At 61.6% G+C, this 20,625-nt stretch carries 21 protein-coding genes; 12 read left to right on the top strand and 9 right to left on the bottom strand.

Going from position 1 to position 20,625, the window contains the following annotated elements; all coding sequences use genetic code 11:
• Window positions 1–19 precede the first annotated feature (19 nt).
• Window positions 20–2,671 carry a sensor histidine kinase gene (locus tag KW062_RS21400; RefSeq protein ID WP_027620127.1) on the top strand — a complete coding sequence of 884 codons (2,652 nt, stop codon included), beginning with the start codon at window positions 20–22 and terminating at the stop codon, window positions 2,669–2,671.
• 48 nt (window positions 2,672–2,719) lie between these two features.
• On the top strand, window positions 2,720–3,412 hold the full coding sequence (locus tag KW062_RS21395) for a response regulator (protein WP_027620128.1): 693 nt from the start codon (window positions 2,720–2,722) through the stop codon (window positions 3,410–3,412).
• Between the two features lie 18 nt (window positions 3,413–3,430).
• On the opposite strand, the gene KW062_RS21390 is transcribed toward KW062_RS21395, so the two are convergent.
• Window positions 3,431–4,468 (bottom strand): patatin-like phospholipase family protein, encoded by a 1,038-nt coding sequence (locus tag KW062_RS21390; RefSeq protein WP_027620129.1) that lies wholly within the window; start codon window positions 4,466–4,468, stop codon window positions 3,431–3,433.
• Window positions 4,469–4,682: 214 nt separating this feature from the next.
• Here KW062_RS21390 and KW062_RS21385 point away from each other — a divergent pair, with 214 nt between their 5' ends.
• The 3 genes from KW062_RS21385 (at window position 4,683) to KW062_RS21375 (ending at window position 6,716) form a co-directional block, all read left to right on the top strand.
• A complete protein-coding gene (locus KW062_RS21385) occupies window positions 4,683–4,961 on the top strand; it encodes a hypothetical protein (protein WP_027620130.1) in 279 nt (92 codons plus the stop codon).
• Between the two features lie 86 nt (window positions 4,962–5,047).
• Window positions 5,048–5,815 carry a CHAD domain-containing protein gene (locus KW062_RS21380; protein ID WP_027620131.1) on the top strand — a complete coding sequence of 256 codons (768 nt, stop codon included), beginning with the start codon at window positions 5,048–5,050 and terminating at the stop codon, window positions 5,813–5,815.
• A gap of 103 nt (window positions 5,816–5,918) precedes the next feature.
• Window positions 5,919–6,716, top strand: a complete 798-nt coding sequence (locus tag KW062_RS21375; RefSeq protein WP_027620132.1) for an acyl-CoA thioesterase — start codon at window positions 5,919–5,921, stop codon at window positions 6,714–6,716.
• A gap of 6 nt (window positions 6,717–6,722) precedes the next feature.
• Here the strand turns inward: KW062_RS21375 and KW062_RS21370 are convergent, their stop codons facing one another.
• The 3 genes from KW062_RS21370 to KW062_RS21360 all read right to left on the bottom strand — a co-directional run bounded on the left by KW062_RS21370 (window position 6,723) and on the right by KW062_RS21360 (window position 9,573).
• Window positions 6,723–7,085 carry an Mpo1-like protein gene (locus KW062_RS21370; protein ID WP_027620133.1) on the bottom strand — a complete coding sequence of 121 codons (363 nt, stop codon included), beginning with the start codon at window positions 7,083–7,085 and terminating at the stop codon, window positions 6,723–6,725.
• Window positions 7,086–7,189: 104 nt separating this feature from the next.
• Complete coding sequence (locus KW062_RS21365) at window positions 7,190–8,671, bottom strand: methyl-accepting chemotaxis protein (protein WP_105753776.1); 1,482 nt, start codon at window positions 8,669–8,671, stop codon at window positions 7,190–7,192.
• Window positions 8,672–8,754: 83 nt separating this feature from the next.
• Window positions 8,755–9,573, bottom strand: a complete 819-nt coding sequence (locus tag KW062_RS21360; RefSeq protein ID WP_027620135.1) for a TatD family hydrolase — start codon at window positions 9,571–9,573, stop codon at window positions 8,755–8,757.
• A 233-nt stretch (window positions 9,574–9,806) separates the two neighbouring features.
• On the opposite strand from KW062_RS21360, the gene KW062_RS21355 reads away from it, so the two are divergent.
• The 3 genes from KW062_RS21355 (at window position 9,807) to KW062_RS21345 (ending at window position 12,319) form a co-directional block, all read left to right on the top strand.
• Window positions 9,807–11,228 (top strand): transglycosylase SLT domain-containing protein, encoded by a 1,422-nt coding sequence (locus KW062_RS21355; protein WP_027620136.1) that lies wholly within the window; start codon window positions 9,807–9,809, stop codon window positions 11,226–11,228.
• 102 nt (window positions 11,229–11,330) lie between these two features.
• Window positions 11,331–11,765, top strand: a complete 435-nt coding sequence (locus tag KW062_RS21350; protein ID WP_027620137.1) for a DoxX family protein — start codon at window positions 11,331–11,333, stop codon at window positions 11,763–11,765.
• Between the two features lie 245 nt (window positions 11,766–12,010).
• Entirely contained in the window at window positions 12,011–12,319 is a 309-nt protein-coding gene (locus KW062_RS21345; RefSeq protein WP_027620138.1) for a hypothetical protein, read from the top strand.
• Window positions 12,320–12,322: 3 nt separating this feature from the next.
• Here KW062_RS21345 and greB read toward each other — a convergent pair whose 3' ends face one another.
• Genes greB through KW062_RS21330 form a run of 3 tightly spaced genes read right to left on the bottom strand, consistent with a single transcriptional unit; the run spans window position 12,323 to window position 16,042 of the window.
• The gene (gene greB / locus KW062_RS21340) at window positions 12,323–12,820 is read right to left on the bottom strand and encodes a transcription elongation factor GreB (protein ID WP_105753775.1); all 498 of its coding nucleotides are present in this window, start codon (window positions 12,818–12,820) and stop codon (window positions 12,323–12,325) included.
• A 34-nt stretch (window positions 12,821–12,854) separates the two neighbouring features.
• Window positions 12,855–15,359 carry an ABC transporter permease gene (locus KW062_RS21335; RefSeq protein ID WP_027620140.1) on the bottom strand — a complete coding sequence of 835 codons (2,505 nt, stop codon included), beginning with the start codon at window positions 15,357–15,359 and terminating at the stop codon, window positions 12,855–12,857.
• Window positions 15,359–16,042 carry an ABC transporter ATP-binding protein gene (locus tag KW062_RS21330; protein ID WP_027620141.1) on the bottom strand — a complete coding sequence of 228 codons (684 nt, stop codon included), beginning with the start codon at window positions 16,040–16,042 and terminating at the stop codon, window positions 15,359–15,361. The genes KW062_RS21335 and KW062_RS21330 overlap by 1 nt, the downstream gene beginning before the upstream one ends.
• Before the next feature lie 10 nt (window positions 16,043–16,052).
• Between KW062_RS21330 and KW062_RS21325 the strand changes: the two genes are divergently transcribed.
• From KW062_RS21325 to KW062_RS21315, 3 genes are all read left to right on the top strand, one after another.
• Window positions 16,053–16,658, top strand: coding sequence for an arylesterase (locus KW062_RS21325; protein WP_027620142.1), 606 nt, complete (start codon window positions 16,053–16,055; stop codon window positions 16,656–16,658).
• Between the two features lie 58 nt (window positions 16,659–16,716).
• On the top strand, window positions 16,717–17,010 hold the full coding sequence (locus KW062_RS21320) for a hypothetical protein (protein ID WP_027620143.1): 294 nt from the start codon (window positions 16,717–16,719) through the stop codon (window positions 17,008–17,010).
• A 102-nt stretch (window positions 17,011–17,112) separates the two neighbouring features.
• On the top strand, window positions 17,113–18,081 hold the full coding sequence (locus tag KW062_RS21315) for a L,D-transpeptidase family protein (protein WP_027620144.1): 969 nt from the start codon (window positions 17,113–17,115) through the stop codon (window positions 18,079–18,081).
• Between the two features lie 123 nt (window positions 18,082–18,204).
• Here the strand turns inward: KW062_RS21315 and oprI are convergent, their stop codons facing one another.
• On the bottom strand, window positions 18,205–18,456 hold the full coding sequence (gene oprI, locus KW062_RS21310) for an outer membrane lipoprotei OprI (protein WP_003172710.1): 252 nt from the start codon (window positions 18,454–18,456) through the stop codon (window positions 18,205–18,207).
• A 632-nt stretch (window positions 18,457–19,088) separates the two neighbouring features.
• Here oprI and KW062_RS21305 point away from each other — a divergent pair.
• Window positions 19,089–19,370: a GNAT family N-acetyltransferase gene (locus KW062_RS21305; protein ID WP_027620145.1), complete on the top strand. Its 282-nt coding sequence runs from the start codon at window positions 19,089–19,091 to the stop codon at window positions 19,368–19,370.
• Between the two features lie 62 nt (window positions 19,371–19,432).
• Here KW062_RS21305 and KW062_RS21300 read toward each other — a convergent pair whose 3' ends face one another.
• Complete coding sequence (locus KW062_RS21300) at window positions 19,433–20,509, bottom strand: 3-deoxy-7-phosphoheptulonate synthase (RefSeq protein WP_027620146.1); 1,077 nt, start codon at window positions 20,507–20,509, stop codon at window positions 19,433–19,435.
• Between the last annotated feature and the right edge of the window lie 116 nt (window positions 20,510–20,625).

The following is a 20,625-nucleotide window of genomic DNA, read 5'->3' as shown; positions in this document are numbered from 1 at the left end:
CGAACAAAGAGAGTTCCCGATGAGTGATTCCGGCCGCGCCGACGCATTGCTGGCTGATTTACCTCGCGAGGGGCGCGGCCGGCTCAAGGTGTTCCTGGGAGCCGCTCCGGGCGTCGGCAAAACCTACGCCATGCTGCAAGCCGCCCACAGCCTCTTGCGCCAGGGCGTGTCAGTCATTGCGGGCGTGGTCGAAACCCACGGCCGTGCGGAAACCGAGGCCTTGCTCGGCGGCTTGCCGCAACAGCCCTTGCTGCGCAGTGAGTACCGTGGCGTACAGCTGGAGGAAATGGACCTCGATGGCCTGTTGCTGGCTAAGCCGAAGCTGGTGCTGGTGGACGAGTTGGCCCACAGCAATGCCCCCGGCAGTCGGCATGCCAAGCGCTGGCAGGATATTCAGGAATTGCTGGCCGCCGGGATCGACGTCTATACCACGGTCAACGTGCAGCACCTGGAAAGCCTCAATGATCAGGTGCGCGGCATAACCGGCGTGCAAGTGCGCGAAACCTTGCCCGATTGGGTACTGCAGGAGGCTTATGAACTGCTGCTGATCGACTTGCCGCCGCGTGAACTGCTGGAGCGTCTGCGTGACGGCAAGGTGTATGTGCCGGAGCAGGCGCGGGCGGCGATCGACGCGTTCTTCACGCAGACCAATCTCACTGCGCTGCGCGAACTGGCGATGCAGACGGCGGCGGCGCAGGTCGATGATGACCTCAGTCGCGGCTATCGGCAATTGGGCCAGGCGGCGCCGGCGGTGCGCGGGCGTTTGCTGGTGGGGGTCGACGGCGATGCCCAGGCCGAGCGCCTGGTACGCCATGCCAGTCGCGTCGCGCAGCGTCGGCATTTGCCCTGGAGCCTGGTGCATGTGGACAACGGCAGCGTACGCGATGAGCAGGCGCGGCTGCGCCTGCAAAGCGCCCAGCAACTGGCCGAACGGTTGGGCGGCGAAGTGGTGTTGCTGCGGGCGGGTGAGGTGGCGAAAACCTTGATCCAGCATGCTGCCGAACGGCGCGCCAGCTTGGTGCTGGTCGGTCAGTCCCAGCCGCGTCTGCGGCGCCGGCTGTTCGGCGGTGGACTGGCTTCACGGTTGTTGCGCAATGCCCGTGGCCTGGAAATCAACGTATTGGACAGCGACGAAGAACAACATCAGCCGCGCCAGCGTCCGGTGCAGTCGCTGGTGTGGTTCGATTACGCTCTGGCACCGGTGGCGACGGTGCTGGCCAGCGCCCTGGCCTGGGCCGTGTCGAGTGTGTTGCCGCTGCCGAACATCTCCCTGGTGTTTCTGGCCGCCGTATTGCTGGTGGCGGTGCGCAGCAGTCTGGGGCCGGCGCTGGTGTGTGCGGTGCTGTCTTTCCTGACCTACGATTTTCTGTTCATCCCGCCGAATTTCTCCTTCGCGATTCAGCGTGAAGAGGACGTGCTGACTCTATTGTTTTTCCTGCTGATGGCGGCGCTCACAGGCAACCTCGCCGCACGTCAGCGCCGGCAATTGCAAGCGCTGCGCGATACTCAGGAGGAAACCAGTGAACTGCTCGATCTGTCGCGCAAACTGACTGCGGCCACCGATCGGCAGGCGGTGGTCAGTGCCGCGGCGCAGCATCTGCTGGGCTGGAACGATCTGCAGCTGTGCCTGGTAAATCGGGACGGGCAGGGCGGCTGGAAAGTCGAGACGGGCGGCCCGCTGCAGTTCAATGAAGCCGAGCGCGCGGCCGCCGATTGGGCCTGGCAGCACGATCAGCCGGCGGGCATGGGCACCGGGACGTTGCCCTTCGGACGTTGGTGGTGGTGGCCGTTGTCGGTGGATGACGGTCCCCTGGGTTTGCTGGGTGTTTGTCCCAAGGCGGGAGAGGTGTTCAGCGCCCAGCGCCGACGCTTGCTGACCGCACTTAGCCAACCATTGGCCCAGGCATTGGCCCGGGCCCGCCTGGCCGAGGACCTGGAGGCCGCGCGCCTGCATGGCGAGACTGAGCAGTTGCGCAGCGCCTTGCTGGCCTCGGTGTCCCACGATCTGCGCACGCCATTGACCTCCATGCGCGGCAGCATCGACAGTTTGTTGGCCTTGGGCGAGGCTATCCCGCTGGAAGATCGTCGAGAGTTGCTCGAAGGCACCCGCGATGAGGCCGAGCGACTGGATCGCTACATCCAGAACCTGCTGGACATGACTCGCCTGGGGCATGGTGCGCTGAAGCTTACGCGCGACTGGGTGGCTCCGGCCGATATCGTCGGCAGTGCGCTCAACCGACTGCGCGCGGTGCTGGCGCCGCTGCAGGTGATCATCGAGGTGCCGAGCGAGTTGCCGCTGCTGTTCGTCCACGCCGCGTTGATCGAGCAGGCGCTGGTCAACGTGCTGGAAAACGCCGCGCGTTTTTCTCCCACCCACGGCCGCTTGCAAGTGAGTGCGGGCGCTGGCGACAGCGAAGTGTTTTTTTCGGTCAGCGATGAAGGTCCGGGGATTCCGAAGGACGAACGAAGCAAGATCTTTGACATGTTCTACACCGCGGCGCGGGGTGATCGGGGCGGGCAGGGCACCGGGCTGGGCCTGGCCATCTGCCAGGGCATGGTCGGTGCCCATGGCGGGCGGATCAGCGTGGCCAGTGGCATTCAAGCGCGGGGCACCTGCATTACTCTGCACCTGCCCCTGCAGGAGCAACCGGGGCTTGAGGGTGAAGCCTGATGCCTGCTGCGCTACTCTCTTGCCACTAACCTGAGCTGAATTGAATACATGACGCAGACCGCGACCATCCTGGTCATTGATGATGAGCCGCAGATTCGTAAATTCCTGCGTATCAGCCTCGCCTCCCAGGGCTACAAAGTGCTGGAGGCGGGCACCGGCGCCGAGGGCTTGGCCCTGGCGGCGCTGAACAAACCGGACGTGCTGGTGCTCGACCTGGGCTTGCCGGACATGGACGGCCAACAGGTGTTGCGCGAATTTCGCGAATGGTCGACGGTGCCGGTGCTGGTGCTGTCGGTACGCGCCAGTGAAGGCCAGAAGGTCGAGGCGCTGGATGGCGGCGCCAACGATTACGTGACCAAGCCGTTCGGTATTCAGGAGTTCCTCGCCCGAATTCGTGCGCTATTGCGCCAGGCACCGGGCGCAGAGGCACCGGAGGCGGCACTGAAATTCGGTCCATTGACGGTGGACCTGGCCTATCGACGAGTGCAGCTCGACGGGGTCGATGTCGCATTGACCCGCAAGGAGTACGCGGTACTCGCGCAACTGGCGCGTCACGCCGGCCGGGTGATTACCCAGCAGCAACTGCTCAAGGACATCTGGGGGCCTACTCATACCGAGGACAGCCACTATTTACGCATCGTCGTCGGGCATCTGCGCCAGAAACTGGCAGATGATCCCACCCGGCCGCGGTTCATTCTGACCGAGGCGGGTGTGGGCTATCGCTTGCTCAGCGAGACGTGAACCATTGTTCTTTGCAGATCAGTCGCGCTCATTCTCGTAGCGGTCCAGGGTGTCCCGCGCAATCTCACGTCCCAGGGCGATCAACTCCGGCGCCTTGTAGAACTCGAAAAACCGGCAGACCCGTTTCGGCACGTTGATCAGGACGTCCGGTGGATAACCGGCGATCTTGTACTGCGCCAGGGACGTTTGCATCACCTCAAAGCTTTGGTTGATCAGGTCCAGCAATGAGGCGGGGCCGACGTTATCGATGATAAACGAGCCGGTGGCCGACTTTGGCGCACCTTCGTTTTCCGGACCGTTGGCCGGTTGCTGGGCTTCGGGTTCGGCGGGCTCGATCCAGGGGTTGAACTCCGCGGCTTCACTGCGCAGTGCTTCCTGTTCCAGCAAAAGCAGTTGCTCGGCCTGTTTGCGGCGGAACGGCATATGCGAGCCGAGAGAGTTGAGCAGGCTGTCGAAGCGGCTTTTGAAGGCTGCCGGACGCTGGATCACTGGCAGTTGGTAGTGTTTCTGGTTGGTCGAATTGAGATTGACCGCGATGATCAGGTCGCAATGGCTCGACACCACCGGCACGATCGGCAAGGGATTGAGCAGGCCGCCATCCACCAGCATGCGGTTGCCCTGCATCACCGGGGTGAACAGGCTGGGAATCGCCGCCGAGGCACGCATGGCCTGGTGCAGGCAGCCTTCCTGGAACCAGATTTCCTGCTGGTTGGTCAGGTCGGTGGCTACGGCGGTGTAAGGGATGCGCAGCTCTTCAATGTTGATCTCGCCGACAATCTTGCGGATCTGCCCGAAAACTTTTTCCCCCCGTATAGCACCCAGACGAAAACTGACGTCCACCAGGCGCAGGACATCGAGGTAATCCAGGCTTTCAATCCAGTCACGGTAATCGTTCAGTTTGCCAGCCGCGTAGATGCCGCCCACCACGGCCCCCATGGAGCAGCCAGCGACACAGGCAATGTCGTAGCCGCGTCGTTCAATTTCTTCGATGACCCCGATATGGGCATAACCCCGGGCGCCACCGGAGCCGAGTACCAGTGCGACGCGCTTCTTCATGTAGGTGTTCCTTGCCCAAGCAGGTTTTAACAATGCACCTTTTCGGGGGCGTGCTTCAATCACACTGACTCGTTCATGCCGTTTTTTCGACACTGCATGACGGCAGATGGGTATTCTCGCCGGCGCTATTGTTTCCAACGCTCAGGCAAGGCACTTTTGCTCGCGTTGACCGTCATACCCAGCACGATTGTTTTTCTACCTTGAGGTGTCTTTGATGAAAGCATGGATTTGTCTGCCATTGGTTGCGTTGCTGTTGGCCGGTTGCGCAGGAAAGACCGCCTATCGCGATAGCTGCGCCAGCCAACTGGATGCCGCCTGGAAAGAACTGGACCTGGCCAAGGCCGAAGGATTTGCCGGCACCGTGAGTTATTCCAAGGCCCTGTCGCTGCTGACCGGCGCCAAGACCCAGCAGCAATTCGAAGCCTTTGAAGGTTGCAGCAACAAGGCTGAGAAAGCGCGCTTCTACATTCGCGAATCCCGCGCCGGTCGTTGAGTTCCGGTTGATCCGGGGCAATACCGGTGTCTGGAGTTGTGCCGATCATGGGTGCAATGGGGTGAAGGTTGAGTGTGGAGTTCGGTATGTCAGTGTTGGTTGATCGGTTGGTGGCTCAGGTGCTGGGCGTGCAGGTGCGATTACTGGCGTGTCAGGCGCGCTTGAGTGCCAGGACCGACCCAGAGGCTTTGCACGATTTACGCACCACGGTTCGCCGCTTGCGCAGCCTGTTACGGCCCTTGCGTGGCTTGCCCGGGGTCGAGCAACTGGAAGCAGCGTCGGCGAGCGTCGGCGAACTGACCACGCCGCTGCGCGATCGTGAAGTGTTGGCCGCCTACCTGCTCGAGCAGGGGCATATGCAAGCGGCCGAGCGGCGGATTCGGCAAATGGCCACGGCCTTTCCCGAAGTAGCGGACAGCGCTCAACTGTCGCAATTGCTGATGGTGCTCGATGTGTTCCCACGCTTTTTGCGAGCCTCCCAACGCCAGGGGTTGCTCAAGGGCTTGCGCTGGCGTATCGAAAAGCGCCTGGCCAAACAATGGAAAACCCTCGACCGGACCCTCCATGACCCAGCCCATGATCGGCATCGCCTGCGCCTGCTGATCAAGCGTGTGCGGTACGCCATCGAAGCCTACCCCGAACTTGACCGTTTGCCGGCCGCCGCCATGCCACGGCTCAAGGCGGCGCAAAGTGCCCTGGGCGACTGGCATGATTGCTGGCAATGGCTGGCGCGTGTCGAGCACGAATCGGACTTGGTGCCCTGCGTTGCGGTCTGGCAGCAGACCATGCTTGAGGCACAGGAGCGCGCTGATCGGGTGCTCGACAAGTTGAGTGCGGCCTGCTTCAAATCTTGAAGCGGCGGCGTATCTGTCAGTCACTTTGGCCTAAACAGGTGCTGTGTAGAGCCTTCGGGCTGGGTAAGATCGGATAATTCCTACGCCCTGTTCCGAGGTTTCCATGCGCTTTTCAGAATTGATCGATGCGGTTCGGCGCTCACCTGCCGGGTTGGTGATCCCTGCCCAATGGAGCCAGGGACGCGCCAGTTTTGGCGGCCTGGTCGCGGCTCTGCAGTACGAAGCCATGCGTGCCAGGGTCCCGGCGGATCGCCCGGTGCGCTCGCTGGCGATCACCTTCGTCGGACCGGCCGCGCCCGACGTGCCGATTCAGTTTGAAGTGGAGGTGCTGCGCGAAGGCAAGGCCGTGAGTCAGGTACTGGGACGCGCCATGCAAGATGGCCAGGTGGTCACGCTGGTACAGGGCAGCTTCGGCGCCTCGCGTGCTTCCGAAGTCGAGATCGCGGCCGCTCCTGCGCCGCAAATGAAGCATTGGGACGATTGCCAGGAGTTGCCGTACATCCCGGGAGTGACGCCCGAATTCATGCGCCATCTGGCGATGCGCTGGAGCATCGGCGGCTTACCGTTTACCGGCAACACTTCGCGGGAAATGGGCGGCTGGGTTCGATTGCGCAATGAAGTCGACGCGCAACCGCTCAGCGAAGCCTGCATCCTGGCGCTGGTCGACGCCTGGCCACCGGCGCTGTTGCCGCACCTGAAAAAGCCCGCAGCCGGCAGCACCCTGACCTGGACCATCGAATTCGTCCAGCCGTTGCTCGAGCTCAGTACGCTGGACTGGTGCAAGTACTGCGTCACCACCGAGCATGCCCGCGATGGTTACGGGCACGCCGCGGCGGCACTGTGGAGTGCCGAGGGCAAGTTGATTGCTTTGAGCCGGCAGACGGTGACGATCTTCGCCTGATGCCGCTCAGCGGCGGTGGCGCTCACGCCAGGCGCGCCACCAGCCGCCACTGAGGACATAGCGCGGAAAGGTCAGGAACTGCTCGACCAGCAAGCGCGAGAGGGCGTCCTTGCGATCACTGAAAGGTTCGGCCGCCTCCGCTTCCAGGCTGTGCCCATGGCGCTGCAGACCCAGTGCGGCGAGCAACCCGATGATGCCAATCGCAACGTTGGTGAAGCTCAGGCTGAACACGCCGGACACGATCAACAGAAACGCCAGGATAAACAGCGGGACGGCAATCAGATGCAGGACCAGGTTGGTCGGGTGCTGGTGATTGTTCGGGTAGGCCCGCCATTGCCAGGCGGGAAGGTTGGGGTGACGTTTGCCCATGAAGCTACTCCTCGATCCGTGTGAAACACATGGTTGAAGAATAGGCCGGCCCGTGGTGGCCGGCGAATCAAGGTTGGCTATCGAGTTGATAGTGGGCTTTTCAGTTAAAGCTTGAGCTGGCCAATCGCCTTGTTCAGTTGGCCGGCCAAGGTCGCAAGCTCGTGGCTGGTGGTCGCCGAATCCACGGTCTGCTGCACGGTGTCCTCGGTTACATCGCGAATACTCACCACCGCACGATTCATCTCTTCGGCAACCTGGCTCTGCTGCTCGGCGGCCACCGCGATCTGGGTATTGCTTTCCCGCATCTGTGCCACGGCGCCAGTGATTTTTGCCAGCGCGCTTCCCGCTTCCTGCGCCTGCTGCGCGCAGTCGTCGGCTTTGAACGAACTCTCCTGCATGAAATCCACGGCGTCGCGCGTCCCGGCCTGCAGCGCTGAAATCATCCGGGTGATTTCGTCGGTGGAACTCTGCACGCGCTTGGCCAGGTTACGCACCTCATCGGCGACCACTGCAAAGCCGCGGCCCATTTCGCCGGCGCGGGCGGCTTCGATGGCGGCGTTGAGGGCCAGCAGATTGGTCTGCTCGGCAATGCTGTGAATCACGCTGACCACGCCATTGATTTTCTGGCTGTCCTCGGCCAGGCGCTGGATCATCTCGGCGGTCTGTTGCACACCGGTGGACAGCCCGGCAATCGAGTCCTGCACCCGGCTGACCACTTGCTGGCCGCTGCCTGCGAGGTTGTCGGCGGTTTGCGACAGATCACGGGTGGCGCCTGCGTGTTGGGCAATGTGATGAACCGTGGCGGACATTTCGTTGATCGCGGTGGCGGCCTGGTCGGTCTCGCTTTGTTGACCGAGCATGCCATGACGCACGTCGTTCATGCTGCTGGCCAGGCGTGCGGCGCCAATATCGAGTTGGCGTGCGGTGTCGGCCACTGTGGTTACGACCCGTTGATAGCCGGCCTGCATGGCGTTGAAGGCGCTGGCCATCTGACCCACTTCATCGGCGCAGGACAGCGGTACGCGAGCCGCCAGGTCGCCGGTTTTCTCCACGTGCAGCATCACATCCTTGAGGGTGTTGAGTTGGCTGAGCAAAAAGCGGATCAACAACTGCGATGCGCCGAGCATGGCCAGCATCAGGATCAACACGGCCAGCGCATAGTTCATGAAGCGGTCGCTGAAGACCTGGGTCAAGCTGGGTCCGTAGGCCAGTACGGCCGTGCGCTGACCCTCAGCACCGGGCACGACTTCGGCGCCGATCAGCAGGTCGCGGCCAAACACCGGCATGGAGTTGAGCGGTACCCAGCCGCTGGCCTGGCTCAGTTGGGGCAAGGGCTGTTGGTTCAGGGTTGGAATTTGCTCCGATCCGTAGCTCAGCAGTGAGTCGGATTTCGGCAACGCTTGATCGGCGGGCCAGTGACGGATCAACTGCGCCTGTGCCTCGGCACCCTGGCGTGCCGCCTGATGGCGAGCCTGTTGCTCAAGCTGCACCGCGTACAGCACCAGGAGCAGGGTGGTGACGAAGGCGACGGCATTGACCGCCCAGAATTTGTACTTCAGCGAGATATTGCTAAGCCAGGCACCCATGGAGGTCTTCTCTGATAGCGGAAACAACATTGGCAAGGTGCCATCATTGTGCCGCTATGAGAGACGCTGTGTCTTGATATGGGTCAAGAGTCGCTATCGGCAAGCGTAGGCAAAGCGAAAAAAGCCCGTGCGCATGCAGTGCTATGGGTTGCAAGATCTTCGATGCTTTCGCCCCGATGCAGCGCCACTTCTCGCAGGACCTCAGTCAGGTAAGCCGGCTCATTGCGGCCATTCTTCGGCTTGGGGCGCAGGCTGCGCGGCAGCAAGTAAGGCGCATCGCTTTCCAGCATCAGGCGACCACGGGCAATCTCGCGCACCAGTGGGTGCAAGTGGGTGCCACGGCGTTCGTCGCAGATCCAGCCGGTGATGCCAATGTGCAGGTCCAGATCCAGGTAGCTGAACAGGGCTTTCTTTTCACCGGTGAAACAGTGCACCACGGCGGCGGGCAGGCGGTCGCGGAAGTCCCGCAGGATCTCCAGCAGGCGCTGGCTGGCATCGCGTTCGTGGAGGAACACCGGCAGTTGCAGTTCAACCGCCAATGCCAGGTGTTCTTCGAGGACTTTCTCCTGCTGCGGGCGTGGCGAAAAATCGCGATTGAAATCCAGCCCGCATTCACCCACGGCGCGCACGCTCGGTTGCTTGAGCAAGTCGCGCAGGTGCCGGGCGCTGTCGGCATTCCAGTCGCTGGCGCTGTGAGGATGAATGCCGGCGGTAGAGAACAGGCGCTGGCCGCTTTCATCCAGTTGCTGGCACAGTTCCAGGGCTTGTTCACTGCCCTCGACACTGGTGCCGGTGAGCACCAATTGGCAGACGCCGGCGGTGTAGGCGCGATCAAGTACCGCCTGGTGTTTGTCGGCGAAACTGGGGTTGGTCAGGTTGACGCCGATATCGATGAGTTGCATGGTGCTACCCTGGGTCTGCGGCCGGAAAGCATAGCAGAGCTGTAGATTTATAAGAAAAACCAAGAACTACAAAGAGTTAAAGCTGTCTTTTGATGCCGGCAGTGCGCCTCGTCGGATTTGTCTTCCGTCGTTGCTCCTGCCTCCGCTCGTTGCCAGCGCTCCAGGCGCTCTGTTTCTGTCGACCTTCTGCCGATTTTTTCCGGCAGTGGGACAGTATTCTTTCCGGAGAACGGATGACGCGACTCCAGGTTTTACTTGTGCTGTGCTTGTCGATGCTGCTGCCGTTTCCGGCGCAGGCGCGGCTGGCCGGGCCAGTGGAAGCGCTGCCGTCGGCCAAGGTTCGTGACTTGGCGCAGATCCGCGCCAGCCGCGTGCTGCGGGTGCTGGTCAATCAGAGCCGCAACAGTTCCGCAGAAGTCCAGGGCCAGAGCATCGGCATGGAATACCATCGTCTGCGCGCTTTCGAGCAGTACCTCAATGGCCATGCCCGGGATGGCCAGGAAATCTCCCTGAAGATTATTCCCAAGGCTAAAGATCAACTGCTTGGCGCCCTGCAACGCGGCGAAGGCGATCTGGTAGCCCCGGGTGAGTTGCTCGACGCGCAAAGTATTCATGCGGTCAGCAGCAGTGAGCCGATTGTCAGCAACGTGCCGTTGCTGCTGGTGGGGATCAAGGGCGAACGTCGCTATACCAAGCTTGAGCAACTCTCCGGCAAAACCCTGGCGCTGCCCACTGGGAGCGCCGCTGGCGAGGCAATCAATCAGATCAACCAGAAACTGGCGCTACGCAAGTTGCCACCGGTGACCATCGAGTGGGTCGATCCGAGCCTGGCGGTCGAGGACGTGCTGGAGATGGTCCAGGGCGGGATTTTCCACCTGACCATTGTCGAGCAACCGATTGCCGAGCGCTGGGGCAAGATCCTGCCAAAACTGCGTTTCGATCGTCAGGTGCTGATCAGTGAGCCGGGGGAGGAATACTGGTTCGTACGCCGCGACGCGTCGATGCTGCGAGCCAGCATCGACCGTTTCCTGACCACCTACAAACCGCCGTCCGACCAGGACGTGGCCTTCCTGCGGGTCTATCGCCGCCTGTATCAGGTACGCGATCCGCTGGCGCGCGCCGACCGGCAACGGCTGGAGAAGGTGCGCAGCGTCCTGCAAAAGCACGCCCGGGAGCAAGGCATGGACTGGCTTAATCTCGCGGCGCTGGCGTTCAAGGAGTCGGCGTTGCAGCCCACTGCCCGCAGTGGCAGCGGTCCGACCGGACTGATGCAAATTACCCCGTCTGCGGCGCAGCGGGTCGGGGTCAACAATGTTCAATCCCTGGACAACAACGTTCAGGCTGGAGCGAAGTACCTGGCCTTGATTCGCCGCAAGTTTTTCGCCAGCCCCAAACTCAACGAGCGTGAGCGCATGGCGTTTGTCCTGGCCGCCTACAACATCGGTCCGGAACGGGTCCAGGGCATGCGCGCCGAGGCCCGGCGTCGCGGCTTGAATCCCAATCAGTGGTTCTTCCAGGTCGAGCGCATTGCCATGGAGCAGGTGGGAATGGGCCCGGTCAGCTACGTGAACAGCGTAAACAAGTATTACTTGGCCTATGACCGGCAACGAGAGTCGTTGGAGCCGCAGACGCAGAAAGTTGTGTCTCGTAAGTAATCGAAAAAGTTGATTTGTTTGCGGAGGTTTTTGCGCTTTTCTCATTCATTTTACTGTTTATGATGGCGGCCAACCAACACACTCTCACTTGGATGGCAGAGCATGAACACAATGATCAACAAGGTACTTTCCACTCGCGCCGGCTACGGCCTCACCGTGGTGCGCCTCTTCGTCGGCATCATCTTCGCAGCCCACGGCGCGCAGAAACTCTTTGGCCTGTTCGGTGGCTACGGGATTGCCGGGACGGCGCAGTACATGGAAAGCATTGGCCTGGCCCCGGGTCAGTTGATGGCGATCCTGGCCGGCGGGACCGAATTCTTTGCCGGACTGGCGTTGATCATCGGCCTGCTGGTGCGCCCGGCCGCCCTGGGGCTGACGGTCTTGTCCCTGGTGGCGATCTTCTCGGTGCACATCAGTAACGGCCTGTTCATGGCCAACAACGGCTACGAGTTTGCGCTGGCATTACTGGGCGGCAGTATCGCGGTGCTGGTGGAAGGGGCCGGCAAGTTGTCGGTAGACCGTGCCATCGTTGGCTAAGTGCTCTGGCTCAAGGCTAAGGCCCGCATTGTGCGGGCCTTTTTTGTTATTGGCGATTCTTGACACTGTCCGGTCAGCTTCTCTAGGATATTGTCATGCGCCGATTTAAACAGCTACTTGCGGGGCGCCAGGTGACCTATCCGTTGCCGTCAGAAGCTGCAGCAAGCTTCGAAATACCGCTAAAGCGCTGGTTCGGTGTTGCCTCTCACCTGCCATGCAGACCTCTGGGGCAGAGACACGACATAATGAATGCACTACACCCGCCAGTACGTCCCGCGCCGATCACGGCCCATTTGACTCAACGCAACCCGAAAATCCTGCTTGGCGGTAATCACCAGCCGACGCTGTTGCGTTATCTGGACGGTTGGCCACGGCGCAACAATGGCCCGGCGGCCTTCCTGATCCAGTTCGTCGAAGACGGTGAGTCACTGGCGCGCTTTGCCAGCGACAGTTTCGATCTCGCGGTGATCCAGTCGCCCTCTGCCGAAGAGGCCGGCGAAGTGATCACGCAATTGGTGCGTGTGGCCCGTCAGGGTTTGATTGCTCGCCGCTGAATGTCAGGGGTAGTCGATCGCGGTGATGTAGACGAACTGCTCGCCTTCCGGTGTCTGCACCCGCACTTCCGCATCCAGCGCTTTACCAATCAAGTCTCGCGCCAGCGGTGAGTCGATGCTGATCAGGCCTTGCTTGAGGTCCAGTTCGTCCGGGCCAACGATGCGATAGCGTGACTCCTTGCCCTGTTCATCCTCGATGGTCACCCAAGCGCCGAAATAAACTTTGTTCGGGTCGCTGGGTTTTTCGCTGACCACTTTGAGCGCTTCCAGGCGCTTGGTGAGAAAGCGCACCCGGCTGTCGATCTCGCGCAGCATCTTCTTGCCGTAGGTGTATTCGGCATTTTCCGAGCGGTCACCCTGGGCTGCGGCTTCGCTGACGGCCTGGGTCACCTGGGGCCGGCGCACGTGCCAGAGCTCATGGAACTCGGCACGCATCCGCGCTTCGCCTTCGGGTGTGATCAGGGCGGTGCCGGCAGGACGAGGAGGGCGGTAACGGCTCATTGCGGTTTCTTGTGTGGGGAAAGCATCGAGTCTATCAACCCTCGCGCAGGACTGTCAGCGGGCTGGCGTTCAATGCTCGTCGCGTGCCGAACACACCGGCGCCGCCGACCAGCACGGCGCCGATTATCGGCAACACGAGCAACCAGGGATGGGGCTGCCAGGGCAGATCGAAGGCGAAGCGATACAGCACCAGGCTGACCAGTTCCGATCCCAGTGCCGCCAGCAAACCGCTGACCGCACCGAGCAAGCCGAATTCGATCCGCCGCGCCTTGACCAGTAGATGCCGTTCCGCACCTAGCGCCCGCAGTAGCGCCCCCTGGCGAATGCGCTCGTCCAGCGTCGCCTGCAAGCCGGAAAACAGCACGGCCATGCCCGCGGCTAAAACGAACAGCAGCACGTACTCCACCGCCAGGGTCACTTGCGCCAGGATACTGCGCAATTGCGCCAGCAGCGCCTCGACCTGCAGGATGGTCACCGCGGGAAACGCCCGCGACAGCTCGACGATTTGCTGATCGTGACCGGCTGCCAGGTAAAAGCTGGTCAGGTAGGTTGCCGGCAGATCCTTCAAGGTGCCGGGTTGGAAGATCATGAAGAAGTTCGGCTGGAAGTTGTCCCAGTTGATGCTGCGCAGGCTGGTGACCCTGGCCTCGCGGTTGACCCCGGCGACGGTGAACACCAGCTGATCGCCGAGTTTGAGCTTGAGGCTCGCCGCGACTTTGCCCTCGACTGAAACACCGGGAATGCCGTCTTCGGGTTGTGCCGACCACCAGTTGCCTTCGGTGATGGCGTTGCCCGATGGCAAGTCGGCAGCCCAGGTCAGGCTCAGGTCGCGTTGAATGGCTCGGTCGCCTTCGCTGTCCTTGCTGACGATGCCGCGCACCGGTTCGCCATTGATGCTGATCAGGCGTCCCGGTACCACTGGATACAGCGGCGCCGATTGCGCCGAGAGGTTGACCAGGCGCTCGGTAAACGCCTGCTTCTCAGCCGGCAGGATATTCAGCGCGAAGTAATTGGGAGCATTTTTCGGCAGCTGGTTTTGCCAGGTGTCCAGCAGCTCGCCCCGCAGCAGGGCAATCAACGCCATCGACAGCAGAATCAGGCCGAACGCCAGGGATTGCCCCGCTGCCGCCAGCGGATGGCGCAGCAGTTGGCCCAGGCCCAGGCGCCACGGGAGGGAGGCGCGCGCCAACAGGCGGCGCAGGCTCTTGAGCACCAGCAGCAATAATCCACCTAGCACCAGTGCGGCAATCACTCCGCCGCCTAGCAATGCGAAAGTCAGTACCAGGTCCAGGCTCAGGCGCCACATGATCAGGCCGAGCGCGGCCAGGGCGGCGCCATAAACCATCCAGGTGCTTGAGGGAATGGGCAGCATGTCGCGACGCAATACCCGCAGCGGCGGTACGCGGCCGAGAGCGGCTAAAGGTGGCAGGGCAAAACCGGCCAAAGCCACCAGCCCGGTGCCGATCCCGGCGATGGCGGGAAGCAGGCCGCCTGGTGGGACGTCGCTGGGCAATAGCTGGCCCAGCAGGGCAAAGAGCCCCAGTTGGGCGACCCAGCCGATGACGGCACCGCTGATGCTGGCTAGCAGGCCCAGCACGGCCAGTTGCAGGGTAAACAGCAGCAAGGTTTCCCGGCGCGACAAGCCAAGGCAGCGCAACAGCGCGCTGGCGTCGAAACGCCGGGTCGCGAAGCGGCTTGCCGAGAGCGCGACCGCAACCCCGGCCAGCAACACTGCCACCAGGCTCGCCATGTTCAGGTAGCGCTCGGCCTTGCCAAGGGCGCCGCCAATTTGTCGATTGCCGTCGCGAGCGTCCTGCAGGCGCTGGTTGGCCGCCAGTGCGGGGGTGACCTGTTGCCGGTAGGTTTCCAAAGCCGTGGCGTTGCCGCGCCACAGTTCGCGGTAGCTCACGCGACTGCCGGGCTGGACCACGCCGGTGGCGTCCAGGTCCGCGAGGTTGATCATCACGCGCGGCGTGAGGCTATAGAAGTTGCCGGCTCGATCAGGCTCGTACGTCAGCACTCGGGTCAGGCGCAGGGATTTCATGCCGACGTCGATGCTGTCGCCAATGTGCAGGTCCAGTGCGGTGAGCAGGCGTGCCTCGACCCAGGCTTCACCCGGCTGCGGACCACCACCGGGTTGCTCCGGGGCAAATGGCTCGGGTGCGCTTTTCAGTTGGCCACGCAGAGGGTAGGCGCTGTCGGCCGCCTTGATGCTCGACAGTTGGATGCCCTTGTCGGTGGCGATGACGCTGGAGAACTCGACGACTTGCGCATGCTGCAGGCCTAGGGTCTTGCCGCCTTCTATTTGCTCCGAACGGGCAGGTGAGCTGCCCTCAAGGAGCAAGTCGGCGCCGAGGAATTCGGTGGCGCGCAACAGCATCGCCCCGTTGAGGCGGGCGCCGAAGTAGCCAATGGCGGTGCTGGCCGCTACGGCCACCACCAGCGCGAAGAACAGGACCCGCAGTTCGCCGGCGCGAGCATCGCGCAGCAATTGGCGGATGGCGAGGCTGAACAGGCGCAACAGCGGCAAACGTGCCATCAAGGCTCCAGGGGTGCGACCATCAGGCCGGCTTCAAGGCGGATCAGGCGGTGGCAACGATGGGCCAGGCGCTCGTCGTGGGTCACCAGCACCAGGGTCGTGCCGCTTTCCTTGTTCAATTCGAACAGCAGGTCGCTGATGTGCTCGCCGGTGTGGGTGTCGAGGTTGCCGGTGGGTTCATCGGCGAACAGCACATCAGGCTCGGCGGCAAAGGCCCGGGCAATGGCCACCCGTTGTTGCTCTCCGCCGGACAGTTGGCGCGGTGAATGGCTCAGGCGTTTGCCCAGGCCGACCCGGCGCAGCAACTCGGTGGCGCGCTCGCGGGCGTCTTTGCGGCCGTCGAGCTCCAGCGGCAACATGACATTTTCCAGGGCATTGAGGCTGTCGAGCAGTTGGAACGACTGAAAGACGAAACCGACATGTTCGGCTCGGATGCGTGCACGCTGGTCTTCGTCCAGTTGGCTCAGGGCCTGGCCCGCCAGGGTGACTTCACCACTGCTGGGCAGGTCCAGTCCGGCCAGCAGGCCGAGCAGGGTGGACTTGCCGGAACCGGAGCTGCCGACAATGGCCAGGCTGTCGCCCTTGTTCAGTTCGAGGCTGAGTTGGTGCAGGATGGTCAGTTCACCTTCCGCGCTGGGAACCACTTTGCTAAGGTTCCGCGCAGTGAGAATGCTTGCGCCCATGGAGAGTCCGATGCGTGTGTGGTTTTTGAGTGCTGGCCTGGCCCTGATGTGCATGGCCCAGAACGCAGCGGCGGGTACTGTCCTGATCGTTGGCGATAGTATCAGCGCGGCTTTCGGCCTGGATACCCGGCAGGGCTGGGTTGCGCTGCTCGAACAGCGGCTGCGCGACGAGGGTTACGACGATACGGTGATCAATGCGTCCGTCAGCGGCGACACCAGTGCCGGTGGCCAGGCGCGGCTGCCGGCGCTGCTTGCAGCCCATAAGCCGGAGTTGGTAATCCTTGAGTTGGGAGGCAATGACGGCCTGCGCGGACAGCCGCCAACACAATTGCAACAAAATCTTGCATCGATGATTGATCAGTCGCGAGAGAGTGGCGCCAAGGTGCTGTTGCTGGGCATGCAACTGCCGCCCAATTATGGCCCGCGTTACACCCAGGCATTCGCTCAGGTCTACGACACCCTGGCCAGCGAGAAAAAAGTCCCGCTGGTGCCGTTTTTCCTCGAGGGCGTCGGCGGCAAGCCCGAGCTGATGCAGGCCGATGGTATCCACCCGGCGGCCGGGGCCCAGGACCAGATGCTGGAAAATGTCTGGCCAACGCTAAAACCACTGCTTTGACGCTTTTCTAGCGACGGGCTTTCGGCTAATGTGGCGCCCCCCTGATCTGGAGCCCCCGATGCCGCGTCCCGCCTGGTCCCTGTTTGCCTACCAACTGATCGAGCCTGACGAGCAGCTGGATCTGTTCGCCTGCCAGGAAGTCCGGGTGCATCTGGTGACGCGTCAACTGGAGTTAGGGGGCTCTGCCGACCGTACCCTGTGTGGCACCTTGCTGCCTGCGCAGCCACGCTGGTCGAGCGTGGACCGTCGGGTGTTCCAGGACCAGCGTCTGTGCTCGCTGTGCCGGGCGATCCTCGAATCGCAAAAGCGCGGCACTTCGCCGATCTGGCCGGAACTGCGTTTCGAACTCTAGTTCCCATGACGGGCGGACTGTCGCCCGGCTCCCCGATTGCATGAGCGTCGGTGTACAATCGCGCCTTTAATCTTTCCGTCGACCATGCAAAGGATTTTCCGGATGTTGTCGCGCTTTCCCGCTGTCGCCCGTTGCCTGTCACTTGCCGCCTTGTGCGTGGCGGGTCCCGTTGCAGCGCTGGAGCTGCCTCTGCCGCCGCCGGGCGAGGATATCGTCGGCCAGGTGCAGGTGATCAAGGCCAAGTACGAAGACACTTTCGCTGACCTGGGTACCACCTATGATCTGGGCTACCTGGAAATGGTCGCGGCCAACCCGGGCGTCGATCCCTGGCTGCCGGGTGCCGGCACCGAAATCATCCTGCCAACCCGTTTCATCCTGCCGCCGGGGCCACGTGAAGGCATCGTGATCAACCTGGCCGAGTACCGGTTGTACTACTTCCCCAAAGGCCGCAACGTGGTCTACACCTTCCCGCTGGGTATCGGCCGCGAGGGTTGGGGCTCGCCGATTGCCCATACCAGCATCGTGGCCAAGACCCCAAACCCGACCTGGACCCCACCGGCTTCGATCAAGGCTGAACACGCCGCCGATGGCGACCCGTTGCCTAACGTGGTCCCGGCCGGTCCGGACAACCCGCTGGGGCCGTTCAAGTTCACCCTGGGCACCCCTGGCTACCTGATCCACGGTTCGAACAAGAAGTTCGGCATCGGCATGCGTACCAGCCATGGCTGCTTCCGGATGTTCAACAACAACGTATTGGAAATGGCCAGCATGGTGCCGGTGGGGACTTCGGTGCGCATCCTCAATGATCCGTACAAGTTCGGCATGAGCGGCGGCAAGGTTTATCTGGAAGCGCATACGCCAATTGATGACAAGGGCAATCCGTCGGTGGTGGACAAGCACACCGCGGTGATCAACGCGATGCTCAAGCGTGAAGACATCACCAGCAACATGCGCATGAATTGGGATGTGGTGCGCGATGTGGTCGCCGCTGAAGATGGCCTGCCGGTAGAAATTGCCGTACCGAGCGGCGCTGCGCCGATGGTCTCGAGCACGCCGGTCGAGCTGCAGTAGGCCTGTCAGGAACCTGCCGTAGCCTCAGCGCTGCGGCGGGTTTTTTATTGCCTGGACGAATGCCGGGCAATAAAAAAGCCGACCCAAAAAACGGATCGGCTTGATAACAATCCCGAAGGACTATTACTTGCGGCTAGCTTTTTCCAGCATGCGCAGAGCACGCTCGTTAGCTTCGTCAGCAGTCTGTTGTGCTTTTTGAGCAGCAGCCAGAGCTTCATCAGCTTTACGGTAAGCTTCGTCTGCACGAGCTTGGGAGCGAGCTGCTGCGTCTTCGGTAGCAGTCAGACGTGCTTCGGTTTCTTTCGATACGCTGCTGCAACCGGTAGCCAGAACTGCGGCCAGAGCCAGAGCAGAGAATTTCAGAACGTTGTTCATCGTGTTCCCCTTCAAGGACTTTCTATTAAATAGCTATCACCTCAGAGTGAGGAAACAGCCGGCGTACATACTACCCATTACTTTTAGTAAGTAAACTGACGTAGAGCAAGAAGCAAAAAAAATTGTAGGCGCTGATTCTTTTTCGAGCAACTTTTAATCGTCCTGTATAAAAAGTGCGCAGCCAGGAGGCCCGTCCTCAGCGAGTCCGTTGAAGCCTGCGAGGCAATCTGATAGCAGTTCGCAGTAACGCCCTAAAGTCGCTCTATATTGATTCGTCTACACTTTTGTTGAGGAAATGTGCAGTCTCTCACGTCTGTTTTGCAGTTAGAGGTGACTTTAACTAGCGAGCTTCGTCTCAAGTCTCAATATCCGGCAATGTTCAGGCGACCGCCCACCCAGGCGTCTCGATCGAACGGCCTCGACGTGACGCGTGTCGAACCTTGCAGCAGACATCGTGACAAGCGTGCCTTGAGCATTTACGGCTTTGGTGCCTACTATTTGACACGTGCCAGGCTGCGTGAGATCGATCCAGCTTTTTCTCGGTGTCGCACAGGCACGGGGTGGCGTAGAGGTTCCTTCGCCGGACAAACATCGGTAAGGTAGGGTCAGTTGAAGACCCGCGAGGAGTAGTGATGAGCGAGGCGTTGTCCATCCACCATGACCAGGCTGGTCATCAATTCGAGACCAATGTGGACGGTCATCGTGCCTACCTGACCTATATGGACCTGGGTAAGCAGACCCTGGATATTTATCGCACCTTCGTGCCCAACGCGCTGCGTGGCCGTGGTATTGCCGCCGCGTTGACCGAGCAGGCGCTCGATTACGCAGAAAAAATGGGTTACACCGTCATCCCTTCATGCTCATACGTGGAGCGGTACATGGAGCGTCACCAGCGGCACGCCGCCAAGCTTTGATCAGGATTTTCCAATAAAAACGCCGGGCTGAGCCCGGCGTTTTTTTGTGCGGCAAATGCCGGTCAGGTGCGCTCACGTTTAGGCAGCACATCCTTGAGCTTGGCGTGCATGCTGCGCAAGGTGGTTTCGGTCGCGGACCAGTCGATGCAGGCATCGGTGATCGAGACGCCGTACTGCAACTCGGCGAGGTCCTTGGGAATCGCCTGGCAACCCCAGTTCAAATGACTCTCGACCATCAGGCCGATAATCGACTGGTTGCCTTCCATAATCTGGTTGGCGACGTTTTCCATCACCAGCGGTTGCAGTGCCGGATCCTTGTTGGAGTTGGCGTGGCTGCAGTCGACCATGATGTTCGGTTTGACCTTGGCCTTGTTCAACGCTTGCTCGCACAGCGCGACACTCACCGAATCGTAGTTCGGCTTGCCGTTGCCACCACGCAGGACCACGTGACCGTAGGCGTTGCCCTTGGTGGTCACGATCGACACGCCACCTTCCTGGTTGATACCCAGGAAACGGTGTGGACTGGAAACCGACTGCAGGGCGTTGATCGCAACGGTTAGGCCGCCATCGGTGCCGTTCTTGAAGCCAACCGCCGAGGACAGTCCGGAGGCCATTTCGCGGTGGGTCTGGGATTCGGTGGTGCGTGCGCCAATCGCCGACCAACTGATCAAGTCCTGCAGGTACTGCGGCGAGATCGGGTCGAGGGCTTCGGTTGCGGTGGGCAGGCCCATTTCGGCCAGGTCCAGCAGCAACTGGCGGCCGATGTGCAAGCCGTCCTGAATCTTGAAGGAGTCGTCCAGGTACGGGTCGTTGATCAGGCCTTTCCAGCCGACGGTGGTACGTGGCTTCTCGAAATAGACCCGCATGACCAGATAGAGGGTGTCCGACACTTCTGCGGCAAGGACCTTGAGGCGCTCGGCATATTCGTGTGCGGCCTTGATGTCGTGAATCGAGCAAGGCCCGATAACGACGAACAGGCGGTGGTCGGTGCCATCCAGGATATTGCGAATGACTTCGCGGCCCTTGGTCACGGTGCGCAAGGCGGCATCGCTCAGGGGAATATCACGTTTGAGCTGGTCAGGGGTGATCAGCGTCTCGTTGGAGGCGACGTTTAGGTCATTGATCGGTAAATCAGCCATCGTGTTACTCGTCAGGTCACGGGTGCCGGCCGCCAGCGATCCCCGCGCGGCGGAGCACAGCATGATTTAAGCGCAGCGGGGAGCCGAACCTTAGCGCGTTAGACGGTGGCTCGACA

The sequence above is a fragment of the Pseudomonas fluorescens genome, assembly GCF_019212185.1.
Lineage (GTDB): Bacteria > Pseudomonadota > Gammaproteobacteria > Pseudomonadales > Pseudomonadaceae > Aquipseudomonas.
The sequence above is the reverse complement of the archived record's forward strand: the minus strand, read 5'-3'. Positions and strand labels throughout refer to the sequence as shown.

Bases quoted from the DNA above. Each gene is read 5' to 3' on its own strand.
- KW062_RS21400 (WP_027620127.1), top strand. From the start codon at position 20: ATGAGTGATTCCGGCCGCGCCGACGCATTGCTGGCTGATTTACCTCGC.
- KW062_RS21395 (WP_027620128.1), top strand. From the start codon at position 2,720: ATGACGCAGACCGCGACCATCCTGGTCATTGATGATGAGCCGCAGATT.
- KW062_RS21390 (WP_027620129.1), bottom strand. From the start codon at position 4,468: ATGAAGAAGCGCGTCGCACTGGTACTCGGCTCCGGTGGCGCCCGGGGT.
- KW062_RS21385 (WP_027620130.1), top strand. From the start codon at position 4,683: ATGAAAGCATGGATTTGTCTGCCATTGGTTGCGTTGCTGTTGGCCGGT.
- KW062_RS21380 (WP_027620131.1), top strand. From the start codon at position 5,048: ATGTCAGTGTTGGTTGATCGGTTGGTGGCTCAGGTGCTGGGCGTGCAG.
- KW062_RS21375 (WP_027620132.1), top strand. From the start codon at position 5,919: ATGCGCTTTTCAGAATTGATCGATGCGGTTCGGCGCTCACCTGCCGGG.
- KW062_RS21370 (WP_027620133.1), bottom strand. From the start codon at position 7,085: ATGGGCAAACGTCACCCCAACCTTCCCGCCTGGCAATGGCGGGCCTAC.
- KW062_RS21365 (WP_105753776.1), bottom strand. From the start codon at position 8,671: ATGGGTGCCTGGCTTAGCAATATCTCGCTGAAGTACAAATTCTGGGCG.
- KW062_RS21360 (WP_027620135.1), bottom strand. From the start codon at position 9,573: ATGCAACTCATCGATATCGGCGTCAACCTGACCAACCCCAGTTTCGCC.
- KW062_RS21355 (WP_027620136.1), top strand. From the start codon at position 9,807: ATGACGCGACTCCAGGTTTTACTTGTGCTGTGCTTGTCGATGCTGCTG.
- KW062_RS21350 (WP_027620137.1), top strand. From the start codon at position 11,331: ATGAACACAATGATCAACAAGGTACTTTCCACTCGCGCCGGCTACGGC.
- KW062_RS21345 (WP_027620138.1), top strand. From the start codon at position 12,011: ATGAATGCACTACACCCGCCAGTACGTCCCGCGCCGATCACGGCCCAT.
- greB (WP_105753775.1), bottom strand. From the start codon at position 12,820: ATGAGCCGTTACCGCCCTCCTCGTCCTGCCGGCACCGCCCTGATCACA.
- KW062_RS21335 (WP_027620140.1), bottom strand. From the start codon at position 15,359: ATGGCACGTTTGCCGCTGTTGCGCCTGTTCAGCCTCGCCATCCGCCAA.
- KW062_RS21330 (WP_027620141.1), bottom strand. From the start codon at position 16,042: ATGGGCGCAAGCATTCTCACTGCGCGGAACCTTAGCAAAGTGGTTCCC.
- KW062_RS21325 (WP_027620142.1), top strand. From the start codon at position 16,053: ATGCGTGTGTGGTTTTTGAGTGCTGGCCTGGCCCTGATGTGCATGGCC.
- KW062_RS21320 (WP_027620143.1), top strand. From the start codon at position 16,717: ATGCCGCGTCCCGCCTGGTCCCTGTTTGCCTACCAACTGATCGAGCCT.
- KW062_RS21315 (WP_027620144.1), top strand. From the start codon at position 17,113: ATGTTGTCGCGCTTTCCCGCTGTCGCCCGTTGCCTGTCACTTGCCGCC.
- oprI (WP_003172710.1), bottom strand. From the start codon at position 18,456: ATGAACAACGTTCTGAAATTCTCTGCTCTGGCTCTGGCCGCAGTTCTG.
- KW062_RS21305 (WP_027620145.1), top strand. From the start codon at position 19,089: ATGAGCGAGGCGTTGTCCATCCACCATGACCAGGCTGGTCATCAATTC.
- KW062_RS21300 (WP_027620146.1), bottom strand. From the start codon at position 20,509: ATGGCTGATTTACCGATCAATGACCTAAACGTCGCCTCCAACGAGACG.